Below are 12,951 nucleotides of genomic sequence, written 5' to 3' on the forward strand. Positions count from 1 at the left end.
GCGGCGGGCCGGTCGGCAGCCTGGTCCCATGACAGCGACCGACCACAGCCCCGCACCCACCGCCGACCAGCAGGTACGCACCGGACACGCCGACGCCGTAGGCACCGACCACGCCGCCCCCGTACGCACCGAGCACGCCCCGGTACGCTTCGACACCAAGATCGCCGTGCTGCTCCGGGACGACCTGGCGCCCTGGCAGCGGCTGAATGTGACCGCGTTCCTGGTGAGCGGACTGGGAACGGCGGTCCCGGAGGTGATCGGCGAACCGTACGCCGATGCCGACGGAACCGCGTATCTGCCGATGTTCCGCCAGCCCGTGCTGGTCTTCGAGGCGGACAAGGAGACCCTGACCGCCGCGCACGGGCGGGCGCTGTCCCGGGCGCTCCCCCGGTCGGTGTTCACCTCCGACCTGTTCGCCACCGGGAACGACCGGGACAACCGCGCGGCGGTGCGGGCCGTCCCGCGCGACCATCTGGACCTGGTGGGCCTGGCCGTCCACGGGCCGCGCAACGCGGTCGACAGGGTGCTGAAGGGCGCCCGCATGCACCCGTGAGGCGGCCGCAGTTGATGCCTCAACTGTTTGCCGTTCACCGTTCATGGGCGGCGCCCCTCATTCGCGCCCCCCAGGCACACAGCCCGCCCTTGTCCCCCATTCGGCCTCTATAGTGGGACATGTAGCCACCACATCCGTACGACTTCAGGAGATGGCGGCGTGGCTCGCATCACCATCAACGGCGTGACTGTTGACCCGTTGGCCCAGTCCGAGCAGCTGGCCAGTGCCTCACTGACCTTCGAGGACGCTTCGGCGTCAAATTATCTGCTTGTGCAAACCACGCATGTGCCGTCCGCCGAGGAGAAGGCGCGACTGGCGGAGCTGGGCGTGGTGATCCATGAGTACGTTCCGGAACGTACCTATCTGTGCGGCTACCGGCCCTCCGACCTGGCGGCCGTGCGGGATCTGCCGTTCGTCGCCTGGGCGGACGTGTACCTCAAGGGGTTCAAACTCGGGCCGTCGCTGCGCTCGGGCCGGCTCCGGCCGGGGGTCGCCGTGCTCGCCGACCCGTTGGAAGTGGTGCGGCCGCGCAGCCGCACGGTGGACGTCGTACTGCACCAGGACGTGGACCCGGCCGCCGACGCGGTACGGGACCGTATCGCCGCGGCCGGCGGAGTGGGGCCCGGTGACATCCGGACCGGCCGGCGGAAGCTCCGGATCACCGTCCTGGAGGAGGCGCTGCCGGAACTGACGTCCCTGGACGAGGTCCGGCACATCGAGGAAGTCCCCGAGATGGGGCTCTGCAACGCGGTCGCCGGGAAGCTGCTGCACGCCCGGATCTCCCTCAACGGCACGGAGTTCGCCGGTGCGGGCCAGGTCGTCGCGGTCGCCGACACCGGACTGGACCTCGGCTCCGCGGAGGATGTCCATCCGGCGTTCCGGGGCCGGGTCGCGCGGCTGACCGCCCTCGGGCGCACCGGTCCGGACCGGACCGACGACCCCGCCGGCCACGGCACGCACGTCGCGGGGTCGGTGCTCGGCGACGGGACGTCCCCGGCGATGGGCGGCGCGATCGCCGGTACCGCGCCCAAGGCGACCCTGGTCCTCCAGTCACTGCTGGACGACAACGGTGCGCTGAGCGGTATCCCGACGGACCTGCGGGACCTGTTCGAACCGCCCTACACGCAGGAAGGGGCGCGGGTCCACACCAACTCGTGGGGGCCGGTCCGGCCGGGCGGGCCCTACAACGAGCAGTCGGCGGAGATCGACCAAATGGTGTGGGACCACAAGGACCTGGTGATCTGCTTCGCCGCCGGCAACGCGGGCCGCGACCAGGAACGGAGCGGCCGGATCAGCCAGGCATCGGTCAGCGGCCCGGCCTGCGCGAAGAACTGCGTCACGGTGGGCGCGAGCGAGAGCGACCGGCCCGATATCCCGCTCACCTACGGGGAGTTGAGCGCGACCTCGTTCCCCGTCAATCCGATCCACGACGACCGGCAGGCGGACAATCCCGCCGGTATGGCCGCGTTCAGCAGCCGGGGCCCCACCCAGGAGGGCCGGATCAAGCCGGATGTCGTCGCGCCGGGCACGTCGATCCTGTCGACGCACTCCCGCGCTGCGAGGTTCAGCACGGACTTCGGGGCCTCCGACGACCCGGCGTTCTTCTTCGACAGCGGTACGAGCATGGCCACGCCGCTGGTCGCCGGCTGTCTGGCGGTGCTGCGGGAAACGCTGGTGAAGAACGGCACGCCCGACCCGAGCGCCGCGCTCCTGAAGGCGATGCTGATCAACGGCGCGGACGATCTGCCCGGCCAGTACGACCCGTCCGAGGCCGGTCCCTCCCCCAACAACAACTCGGGATTCGGCCTGGTCAATCTGGAGAACGCCCTCGTCGTGCCCGGCACCGGCGAGCACGCGGGGTTCACCGACGCGGACCCGCTGGACCAGGACGCGGAACGCTCGTTCACCATCGCGGTGCCGGCCGGCAGCGGCCACGGACTGAAGGCCACACTGGTGTGGTCCGATCCGCCAGGGCCGGCGCTCCAGAACGACCTGGATCTGATCGTCCGGGCCGGCGGCCAGGAACGGCACGGGAACATGGGCACCGGCAGCGACTTCGACCGCGTCAACAACGTCGAGCAGGTCAGCTGGACGGACGTGCCGGCCGGGGACGCCCAGGTGGTGGTCCGGGCGCACCGGATCACGCAGGACGCCCAGCCGTACGCCGTTGCCTGGCGGCTGACGTGAACGCGGCGCACCCGGAGCCGGTGCGACGGGACCGGATCACCCCGCTGCCGCAGGGCTTCGAGGCGGTCTGCGACGCGCTGTCCGCACAGGCGAGGGCGCAAGCCTGACCGCCCCGCTCCGCCCGCCCCGAGGAGACCCGCATGCTGTTCCCCAACCCGTTCCCCGACCTGCTGAGTCCTGACCCCGGGATGGCCGCGGCGCTGACCGCGGCGCAGGCGCAGACGGCGCTGACGTTCCCGGCCGCGGGGGTGCAGACGGACTGCCCGCTGTCGGTGGCGGCGGTGCAGAATCCGACCAGCACCTCGCCGACGTTCGCCTACGCCGGTTTCCGCGACACCGAGATGCACTTCTCCGCCAGCCTGCTGAAGATGGCGGCCATGCTCGCGGGCTTCGAACTGCGGCAGAGCGCCAACGACTTCGCGGCCACGGCGGGCGACTGCACGGCGGGCACGGTGTTCAGCGGGCTCCAGGCGGCGTTCGACCCGGGCATCGAGAGTTCCGTGCCGCGGTTGCAGACCGAGCCGGGGATCACCCACGCCATGCGGGTGCCCAAGTATCCGAGCATCTTCGACGCACCGCAGAACCTCGCCAGCGGCGGATGCCTGATGGCCTTCAACCCGACCTTCACGGCCAGCATGCGGGGCATGGTCGTACCCAGCAACAACGACGACGCGTCCGCCACGATCCAGGCGCTCGGCTACAGCTGGATCAACGGGCTGCTGGCCAACGCCGGGCTGTTCGACCCGGCGACGAACCAGGGCATCTGGCTGGCCGGGACGTTCAAGGGCGCGTTTCCCGCGGTGCGGGTGCCGTCGGTGAACGACGGGCCCTCGGCCCAGGCGACCACCACCATCGATATGACGCGCTTTCTCGCCCTGGTCATCGAAGGCGCCACGCTGGACGCGCGCAGCGTGGACGGGATCGCCGCGGACATGCGGGGCCTGCTGGCCGATGCCCAGTCCACCGGCGACGCCTCGTTCATGACGACCGGCGCGCGGATGGGCATCGACGGACTGGGCGCGGGGTTCACGATCACCCATTGCAAGGTCGGGGTGGGAGGGCTCACCAACGACGGCGAAGTGGCCTCCGAGGCGACCGTCCTCTCGCACGACGCCAGCGGGCAGCAGTTCCTCGTGGTCTGGCAGAACCTGCGGAATCTCGTCGACCGGCACAACGCCATGGCGTTCCTGGTACGGCGGACGATGCTGAACTTCCTCGGCATTCCGTGATGCGGCTGGTGTGAGCGGAGGCGTTGGCCATGAGGTTCGGGGATCACGGGGGCGGGCACGGGGGCGGGTTCGGCGGCGGGTTCGGGGGCGGGCCCGATCACGGGGACCACGGGGACCACGGGCCCGATCACGGGGACCACGGGGACCACGGGCCGCCCGACGGCACCGGCCACGGACCGGACCACGGCCCGCACGACGACGATGTCGCGGAGGGGCCGTTCCGGGTGGTGCGGCCGGCGGATCTGCTGCTGCTCGACATCGGGCTGGTCAACCTGCGGTTCGACGGGCGCCGCCTGGTGCGGCGGGATCCGGCCGCGCCCGCGCTGATCCTCGTCGGACTGCCGCCGCAGCACGTACGCGAGGAGGTGCCCCCGCCGCTGGACACCGTCCCGGGCACGCTGCCCCCCATGGGCGCGTTCGCCGCCGACGCCAGCCGCCTGGTGTTCTCCATTCCGCCCACCCTGGACGGTCTGGACCTGACGTTGGAATCGCTGCTCACGTGGCAGCCGCTGGTGCCGATGAGCGTGCCGGAGGGCCTCCAGGTCCCGGACGACCCGGGCACGACGGTCTTCCAGGGCATCCCGCGCAGCGTCATCGAGTTCCCGGCCCAGCTGCTGCTCACCTACGACGAGGCGGTGCACTGGCTGGCCGCGCGGTCCCCCCAACTCGCGGGAAACCGCGCGGCGGTGTGGCACGCGCGGCTGCGCGGCCAGCGGGACGGCGACATCCTGCTGAGGGCGGTGGCGACGGCCACGGGGCGGCAGGCGCCGTTCGCGCGCAGTCCGCTCCAGGACACCGTCCTCGCGGACCTGGTCACCCTCACCAGCCGGGCCGAACTCCCGCTCCCGCCCGGCAGTACGCCCCTCGCCGTCCCCAGCGCGCCGCTGCACGCCGAGCAGCTGCTCGTCACGCCCATGGGCTGCTCGGCCCATCTGCACGGTAATTGGGACGCGCCGCCGGAGGGCGACCGGGCGCGGTACCAGCAGGCCGGCCGGCACTTCCCGACGCTGGCGGCGTACGACCACATCACGGGCCTGGGCCGGGACCAGTACATCCGGGTGGTGACGCGCGGCCGCCTGTCCCCCGGCCACGAGTCGCTCGATGTGTGGGAGGCCCGCCGGGTGTTCGTCGCCCGCCCCGACGACGGGATCGTCGCGTACCTCCAGGTCGAGGAGCACATCGTCCTCAAGCAACCGGAGGTGGCGTACGCGCCGGACGACGGCTTTGTGCACGCGGGGCGGGAGATGCCGTTCCGGTCGCTGCGGATCACCGACCGGGTGACGCCGCCGATCCAGTCGCACCGGCCGAAGCCGGGTGACGGCCCCGGCCCGCCGCCCAAAGCGTTCTGGGTCCAACTCCGCGACTCCGGGAAGGACTTCGAGTTCTCACTGATCGGCACGGACGCGGAGGGGCGGAAGGTCAGCTTCACGATGCCGCTGGTGTTCGTCCCCGATGACGTCCAGGACCCGGACGGGCAGGTACGGGACCTCTACCGCCCGCCCGCCGGCCTCACCCCCGACCCCGCGGCGGCGGCCCTGCTGGAGCAGCGGACCCGCCGCCCGCTGGGCGGCCAGGTGATGGCCATGGCCGAGGCGCCGGACGGCGCGGCCGGCAGCACCAGTCACGCGGTCACCGCGCTGACGTTCGGTTTCGGGCCGCTCGGCGGCGGGCCCGGCCGCACGCTGGGCCTGCCGCATGTGGCCGGCGCGGCGGTCCGCGTCCCGGCGCTGGAGCAGTTCACTCCGCACGGCGGCGACCAGGAGGTGGTGTTCAATCCCACCTACCTCCAGCAGAGCATGGCCAAGCATCCGGCGGGCGGGTACCTGGACCTGGTGCAGCCGGTCGCGCTCGCCTTCGCGGCGGAGCAGGCCGGCGGACTGGCCCGCCCCGACGCCGCGGTCCGCACGCTCACCAGCCAGGCCGGAGTCGTTCCCGACATCTTCGCCACCGACGCCGCCACCGGCGAGGTCACCGGCGCGGCCGACCTGGCCGACATCCAGAAGGCGTTCGGCGAGGCGAAGCTGCTCGGCTTCATCGACCTCAAGAAGTTCCTGATGGCCCTCACCAAGGACCACCTCGACACGCTGCGGCAACTCGACGACCAGCGGATCGAGGACATCCTGGGCGCCCCGGGCGGCGTGCTGCCGGCCCCCGTCCTGCGCATCCGGGACACGCCCGGCGGCAGGGAACTGCGCTACGTCTGGAAGCCCGCACTGGCCCAGCCGATGAAGGACGGCCAGAAGGACCCGACGGAGCTCCTCGACGTGACCGGTGCCGCCCTGGTTCTGGACGCCCGTACCGTCCTGGCCCCGGACGCCGCCGCCCGGACCACCGTCGACGGGAAACTGACGAACTTCGCGCTGGACTTCGCCGGGATCGCCCAGGTGAATTTCCGCGAACTGCACTTCACGACCGGCGCGGGCGCCAAGCCCCAGGTGACCGCCGACGGCGTGGAGCTGACGTTCAGCAACGAGCTGGAATTCATCAACACCCTCCGCAGCGCCCTGCCGGCCGATGTCTTCGGCACCGGCGCGTTCCTGGACGTCCAGCCGACCGGCATCAGGGCGGGCTACAGCCTGGCGCTCCCCGCCATCGGACTGGGCGTCTTCACACTCTCCAACGTGGCTCTGTCGGCCGCGCTGACGATCCCCTTCGACAACCGCCCGGTCTCGTTCCGCTTCGCGGTCTCCGAGCGGGAGCACCCGTTCGACGTCACCGTCTCCGCCCTCGGAGGCGGCGGCTACTTCGCCCTCCAGGTCGGTACCGACGGGGTGGAGGAGATCGAGGGCGCGCTGGAATTCGGCGGCAGTGTGGCGCTGAACCTCGGCGTGGCCAGCGGCGGGGTCTCGATCATGGCCGGCATCCGCTTCAGCTACGCCGACGCCGCGATGTCCCTCGCCGGGTACCTGCGGTGCAACGGCTTCCTGTCCGTGCTGGGCATCGTCACCGTGTCCGTGGAGTTCTATCTGGAGCTCGGCTACGAGAAGCACGGCCACGAGTCGGTGATCCGCGGCCGGGGCACCCTCACGGTCAGTGTGCGGATCGCCTTCTTCAGCAAGTCCGTCAGCCTCACCCTGGAGCGGAGCTTCTCCGGCGCTCCGGGCGACCCGTCCTTCGCCGCGTGCGTCGCACCGGAGCACTGGCGCACGTACTGCGCGGCGTTCGCCCCGCTCCCGTCAGGAGTCGGCCATGGCGGCTGAACAGCACCTCAACTGGACCGCGCTGCCGGCGGGGCTGACCGCCGACGGCACCCAGGCCCGGGTGTCGGTCTTCCTCACCCCCCGGCTGGTGACGCCGGGCCGGCCGGACGACACCACGCTGGACCAGTTCCCCGACTTCCTCGCCTGGCCGGACCGGCTGAAGGACGCCACGTTCACCTTCCTGACCGGGGACGGCGCCACCCCGTTCCCCGGCCCGCTCACCCCCCAGGGCCCGGCGCCGTCCAGCGCGTCGTGGACGAGCCTGTTCCACAAGGACACGCCGGTGAAGCCGTACGTCTTCGACGACCCGGCGAAGCAGGACCACCGCACGTACTCGGCCAAGGAGGTCAGCGGCGTCACCCGCGCCGCGTACGCCAAGGTGGCCAGGGAATCGCCCGAGAAGCCGCCCCCGACGGGCGGGGTGCTGCGCGCGCTGAGCGGCCTGCCGCCGGGCTCCGAGGCCGCGGCCGGCACGGGAGACGGCGGCCTGCCCGCGCCGCTGGCCGCGCTGCGCGACTTCCACCACGCCGCCGGCGGGCCCAAACTCGCCCACGGCGAGACCGCCCCGCCGCCGGAAGTGCCCACGCCCGACTTCCACCACATGCTGACCCTGCTCGGCGACCATCCCGCGCTGCTCCGCCACCTCGGGCTGGTCCTGGACTTCCTGCTGCCGGCCGACCGGCTCCCGGTCTCCACCGGCGATGGCTTCCTGGCCGTCGTCCCCACCTGGACGTCCGCGCTGGGGCCGGACACGCACAACGTGCCGGCCCGCACCCGGTACGTCTTCTCCCGGGACCACGGCGGTGCCTTCGTCCCCGCGTCCCGGAACCGGACCACCGCCGACCCGCTGGCCCCGCCGTCCCGAGGCGTGGAGGCGCTGCCGGAGACGGACTTCTCCGTCGAGCAGGTCGATATCGACGGTGCCGCGCTCAAACTGCTGTCCCTGCCGCCGGACGCCAAGGGGCTGTCGCCGGTGCGGACGCACGGGATCTCGCTCGTCCGGCACGGGCGCCTGGACCAGCTCAAGGCGGACTTCGCCCAGGCCGCGGGGCACCACCAGGACTTCACCCAGGAGCTGGCCCGGCGCGGTGCCCATGTCCCGGACCCGGGCCCGGGGCCCGCGGACGCCGCCCCGGGCGGCACCGCGCCCGGGCTGGGCCCCGAACTGTTCGCCGAGGACGTGATCCGCGGCCACCGGATGGACATCTGGGACGACACCCAGCAGGCGTGGCTGTCCCTGCACCGGCGGGACGTGGAGTACCGGCAGCCGCACCACGGACCGCTGCTCCTGACCGCCTCCGACGAGGGCTTCTTCCAGGACAACCTGGTCGGCCCGCCGCCCGGCTCCACCGACCACAGCCTCGCCGTACCGGAGACGCTGGCCTCCTGGGACGGCTGGTCGCACTCCGCGCACCGCCCGGGCCTGGTGCTGGACATCGACGAGGGCTCGGTGGAGGACAACCGGCCCCCCAACATGCCGGTGCCGGTCACCAACGACGCCAAGACCGACCTCCCCCTGGAGATCACGGCCACCGCCCACCCCGGCTCGCTGCCCCGACTGCGCTTCGGCCACCGCTACCGCGTACGGCTGCGCACCGTCGACCTGGCCGGCAACGGCCCCGCCGGCAAGGACGCCGACGCCCTGATGACCCAGGCGGATCTGGCGCTCCCCGCTGCCGGGACGCTGGTCTTCCAGCGCTTCGAGGCCGTCCCGGCACCCGCCGTGGCGCCCCGGCTGCCCTTCGGGGAGGGCGCCTCGGCGTTCCGGATGGTGATCCGCAGCAGCCCCGGGGCGGGGCCGCCGGCGGTGCGGGCTCCGGCTCCCGGGGCGCCCGGCACGGGTACGCCTTCCACGGGAACACCTTCCACGGGTACGCCGGTGAGCGGCGCGCCCGGTACCGGGACCCCCGGCACCACCGGGCCGGTGCGGGTCGCCCTCGCCCGCGTCCAGCCCGGCGCGGCCAACGAGGACGTCCGGATCGTCCAGCAGGCGCTCCTCGCCCGCGGCCACCCGCTGCCGGGCGGCGCGGACGGCGACTTCGGCGAACGGACCCGGGCCGCCTACGCCGAGGAGCAGCGCGACCAGGGCTTCTCCGGCGGCGGCGCCGACGGCTCCCCCGGCTGCTTCACGCTGCGCGCACTCGGCGCGAAGACCGGCCTCTTCACGGTGGACTGCGGCACCGAGGGCCCGGACAGCGCCGGCAGCCCCGCCGGGGCCGGCGCCGACTCGGCCGATGGCGGTCGGACGGCGGAGCAGTACGCCGCGGAGTTCAACCGCACGCCGCTGGTCACCCAGGACGGGCACGTCCCCTACCAAGGCGCCGACGAACGCCATGTGGTGGCCCCGAAGGCACCCCTGCGGTGCATCGAGTGGCACGGACTGCTGGACGCCGCCATCGGGTCCACCGACCAGAACACCCAGGACGCGCTCTACCGGCTGGCCATCCGGGAAAGCGGCTCGCTCAACGACCCCGCGCAGCCGGACGTCCGCCTGGAGCCCATCCCGTCACCGGCCGCCGACCCCAAGAACCCGGCGACCATCGCCCTGCACACCGGCGATCAGATCCAACTCCCGTACCTCCCCGACCCGTTGTCCACCGGAGCCGTCCTGCTGGACCTGCCGGGCCTGCCTCCCGGTGAGCCCTTCCCGGTCCCGTGGGACGGCGATGCCTGGCACCAGCCCCGGTCGTTCCGGTTGCGGCTGGCCGAAGGCACCGGGCCGCCCCGCTTCGACGCGGCGTCCCGGGTGCTGACCGTGGCGCTGCCCAAAGGCGCGGTGGCGACCGTGCGGCTGTGTTCCAGGATCGCCTTCGACGCGGATCTGCTGGGCCTGGCGTCGTGGTGCCGGCAGCCGGACGAGCCGCCCGCGCCGTCCGCGCCCGGGACGGCGGCGCCCGCGGACGCGGCGGTGGAGCAGGCCGCCCAGGACGCGCTGGCGCTGGCGGCGGCGAGCCGGCACTGGATGTTCACCCCCTGGCAGGAACTCACCCTCGTCCACGCAGTCCAACAGCCGCTCCAGCCGCCGCAGTTGGACCTGCCACCCGCGGCCGGGCCCCGCGACCCCAACGCCACGGCCGAGCACCTCGCCGGCTCCGTCACCCTCGACGAGGCGACCACCAGCCGGATCGACCTCGTCGCCGAGTGGACCGAGGTCACGGACGCCGGGCCCACCGGCCGCCGGACCCAGCAGCGGACCGTCCCGGTCTTCGGCCTGCTGACCGCGCAGGTGCCCCGGACCGGAGTCCCCGGCGCGGAACCCGCCGTCCTCCGCGACGGCCGCCTGACCTTCAGCACCCGCGCGGCGGAGGAGAAGGCCAAGGCGAATCCGGCCGCGCCCGGCACCGCGACGCCGGTCCCGCCCGTGCCCCCGAAACACGAGTTCGGCGACACCAAGCACCGTACGGTCCGCTACCACCCGGTGGCCGGCAGCGCCTTCGCCGACTACTTCCCGCCGGAGTTCGCCGACCCCGGCCACATCGACGCGCTGACCGTCGAGGGCGCCGCGCGGGAGCACTCGGTCCCGAGCAGCGCCCCGCCCACCGTGCCACGGGTGCTGTACTGCGTGCCCACCCTCGCGTTCGAGCCCGCCACCGGACCGCCCGGCACCCTCGTCCACCGCCGGCGCGGCGGCGGAATCCGGGTGTACCTGGGCCGGGACTGGTACTCGTCCGGGGACGGCGAACTGCTCGGTGTGGTCCTCGGCGCGCCGCCGGGCGGCACTCCGGCGTCCGTCCAGGACCCCTGGGTCACGCTGCTGGGCCGCGACCCGCTCCACCGGTCCGCGCCCGTCACCGCGCCGACCGCGGCCACGTTCCCCAACGCGGAGCGGCGGTCCGAGACGCTGTCCCTGCCCACGCCCTCCGGGCCGCTCGATGTCACGGTCGTGGGTTTCACACCGCGGTTCGACGCGGACGAGCCGGGCGGCCGCTGGTTCTGCGATCTGGAGCTGGACACCGGGACCGCCTGCCTGCCCTTCGTCCGGCTCGCCCTGGTGCGCTACCAGCCGGACGCGATCCCGGGAGCCAAGATCTCCCAGGTGGTCCTCGCCGACTTGGTGCGCACCCTCCCGGACCGCGAACTGCGGGTCGTGCTCGGCGACTCCCTGGCGGTGAGCGTCACCGGCCCCTCCTGGAACCCGGCCCAATCGCTGCCCCCGCGGATCACCGCCGCCCTCCAGCGCCGCAACCACCTCATCGACGACGAGGACCTCGGCTGGGTGACGCTCGACGGCACCACCACCGCACTCACCTCGATCGACGCGGAGTCCACCGCGACCCCGTCCTACACGGGCCAGGTCGCGGTCCCGCCGGAACACCGCGGTTCCCCGCTGCGCCTGCTGGTCATCGAGACCGAGGGCATCCCGCCCGACGCCCCGACACCGCCCGACACCCCAGGCCCGGTGGTCTACTGCGACACCGTCACGCTCCCGCCGCCCCACGGCGGCCCGGACGACGGCCATGACCACGACGGCGATCACGGGCACGACGGGGATCACGGGCACGACGGCGGCCCGGACGGTCACGGTGACGGCCAGGAGGACGGCGGTCACGGCGGGCCCGGGGACCACGGCGATCACGGCGATCACGGCGATCACGGTGGCGGCGGATTCCACGGGGGCGGCGGATTCCACGGCGGCTGACGCCCGGCCCACCGCCCGGCCCACCGCCCGGCTATTCCTCCACGGCCCTGACCGCGGACGTGGCACCGGCCGCCCCGTCGCGCCGGAGGCGGCCTGGACGGCGCCCGCGCAGGACGGCGAGGACAAACGCCAGCAGCCTCCGCACACCTCGGCGGGGACGGGCAGCGACCGGACCTGGAGCCGGTCCGGGGACCGGATCGGGTGCCGGGCGCCGGTCGTAAGCCGGGCCGGGATCAGCACCCGGTCCCGGCCCCGTCTCGGCCTGGGCCTGGTCCTGTGCCCGTGCCTTGGCCGGCACCGGCCGGGAGCCCTCGGGAACGGCCGGAGGCGCGGGCCGGGGCACGGAACGGGGGACGTTGCGGACGGCCTCGGCGCGGACGAGCGCGCCAAGGGCCGCGAAGATGTCGGCGGGCATACCGGAACTCCTGCGGTGAGAGTGCGTGGACGCTGACGGCGGCAGGCCGCGCCCGCCCGCCGGCCCCGCTGCCGCCAGGACGGCAGGCAAACAGGACAACGGCAGGACGGGATGACAGGAAAGTCGGGAACGCGGCCGGGTCCGCTCAGCAGCGCAGCACGGTCACCCGGGTCAGGGATCCGGCGGAGGCGGTGGGCAGTACGGCCCAGGGGGCGGCCTGCCCCGGCGCGGCCAGGGACTCCGGCCCGCCCGATTCCCGGACGGCCTTGCCGCTCGGCCCCGTTGGGGCGTGCGGACGCAGATGGCAGGCCGTGGCGTGGCACAGCCGCCGGAAGCCGCTGCCCGGATGGCGCGGGTCCTCGCCGGAAGGTGTCAGTACGTGCGCCGGGGCCTCACAGGCGCGGTCCGCGGCGCCGGTGCGCTCCGGCTCCTCGGCGCGTACCGCGCAGATCCCGGCCGCGGCCGGCGCCGCGTCGGAGACGGCGGTGGTCAGCGCCGTGAACAGCAGGGCCAGCAGCACCAGGAACAGCACCGTGCGGCGGCCGCCGGTCGCGGCCGAGCGGCCCGGGCTGGCGGACTGGCGCATGCGGGTCTCCCAACGCTCTTCCCGCTGGGGATTCCCCGGAGAAGAACCGGGCATTCAGGAGACACCGGAAACAGCGCACGATTCCACTCGTTCCGGCTACGCATCGCATATACGCCCTTAACTGCCCTCGCGCGCACGGCAT

Annotated in this window: 6 protein-coding genes; 5 read left to right on the plus strand and 1 reads right to left on the minus strand. The window is 73.5% G+C overall.

Annotated elements, in window-relative coordinates; all coding sequences use genetic code 11:
- Nucleotides 1-28 precede the first annotated feature (28 nt).
- The 5 genes from ADL22_RS11120 (at nucleotide 29) to ADL22_RS11140 (ending at nucleotide 11,808) form a co-directional block, all read left to right on the plus strand.
- A complete protein-coding gene (locus tag ADL22_RS11120) occupies nucleotides 29-553 on the plus strand; it encodes a DUF2000 domain-containing protein (protein WP_079064021.1) in 525 nt (174 codons plus the stop codon).
- A gap of 159 nt (nucleotides 554-712) precedes the next feature.
- Complete coding sequence (locus ADL22_RS11125) at nucleotides 713-2,740, plus strand: S8 family serine peptidase (protein ID WP_066976415.1); 2,028 nt, start codon at nucleotides 713-715, stop codon at nucleotides 2,738-2,740.
- A gap of 140 nt (nucleotides 2,741-2,880) precedes the next feature.
- Nucleotides 2,881-3,969: a hypothetical protein gene (locus ADL22_RS11130; RefSeq protein WP_066976418.1), complete on the plus strand. Its 1,089-nt coding sequence runs from the start codon at nucleotides 2,881-2,883 to the stop codon at nucleotides 3,967-3,969.
- 29 nt (nucleotides 3,970-3,998) lie between these two features.
- Nucleotides 3,999-7,169 carry a hypothetical protein gene (locus ADL22_RS35705; RefSeq protein WP_066976421.1) on the plus strand — a complete coding sequence of 1,057 codons (3,171 nt, stop codon included), beginning with the start codon at nucleotides 3,999-4,001 and terminating at the stop codon, nucleotides 7,167-7,169.
- Nucleotides 7,159-11,808, plus strand: a complete 4,650-nt coding sequence (locus ADL22_RS11140) for a peptidoglycan-binding protein (RefSeq protein ID WP_066976424.1) — start codon at nucleotides 7,159-7,161, stop codon at nucleotides 11,806-11,808. The genes ADL22_RS35705 and ADL22_RS11140 overlap by 11 nt, the downstream gene beginning before the upstream one ends.
- A gap of 560 nt (nucleotides 11,809-12,368) precedes the next feature.
- On the opposite strand, the gene ADL22_RS11145 is transcribed toward ADL22_RS11140, so the two are convergent.
- A complete protein-coding gene (locus ADL22_RS11145; RefSeq protein ID WP_066976427.1) occupies nucleotides 12,369-12,809 on the minus strand; it encodes a hypothetical protein in 441 nt (146 codons plus the stop codon).
- Nucleotides 12,810-12,951 lie beyond the last annotated feature (142 nt).

Origin of the sequence: Streptomyces sp. NRRL F-4489 (assembly GCF_001509485.1) — a bacterium.
Lineage (GTDB): Bacteria > Actinomycetota > Actinomycetes > Streptomycetales > Streptomycetaceae > Streptomyces.

What these genes read in the sequence shown, in the direction of transcription:
- ADL22_RS11120 (WP_079064021.1), top strand. Translation starts at nt 29, where the DNA reads ATGACAGCGACCGACCACAGCCCCGCACCCACCGCCGACCAGCAGGTA.
- ADL22_RS11130 (WP_066976418.1), top strand. Translation starts at nt 2,881, where the DNA reads ATGCTGTTCCCCAACCCGTTCCCCGACCTGCTGAGTCCTGACCCCGGG.
- ADL22_RS35705 (WP_066976421.1), top strand. Translation starts at nt 3,999, where the DNA reads ATGAGGTTCGGGGATCACGGGGGCGGGCACGGGGGCGGGTTCGGCGGC.
- ADL22_RS11140 (WP_066976424.1), top strand. Translation starts at nt 7,159, where the DNA reads ATGGCGGCTGAACAGCACCTCAACTGGACCGCGCTGCCGGCGGGGCTG.
- ADL22_RS11145 (WP_066976427.1), bottom strand. Translation starts at nt 12,809, where the DNA reads ATGCGCCAGTCCGCCAGCCCGGGCCGCTCGGCCGCGACCGGCGGCCGC.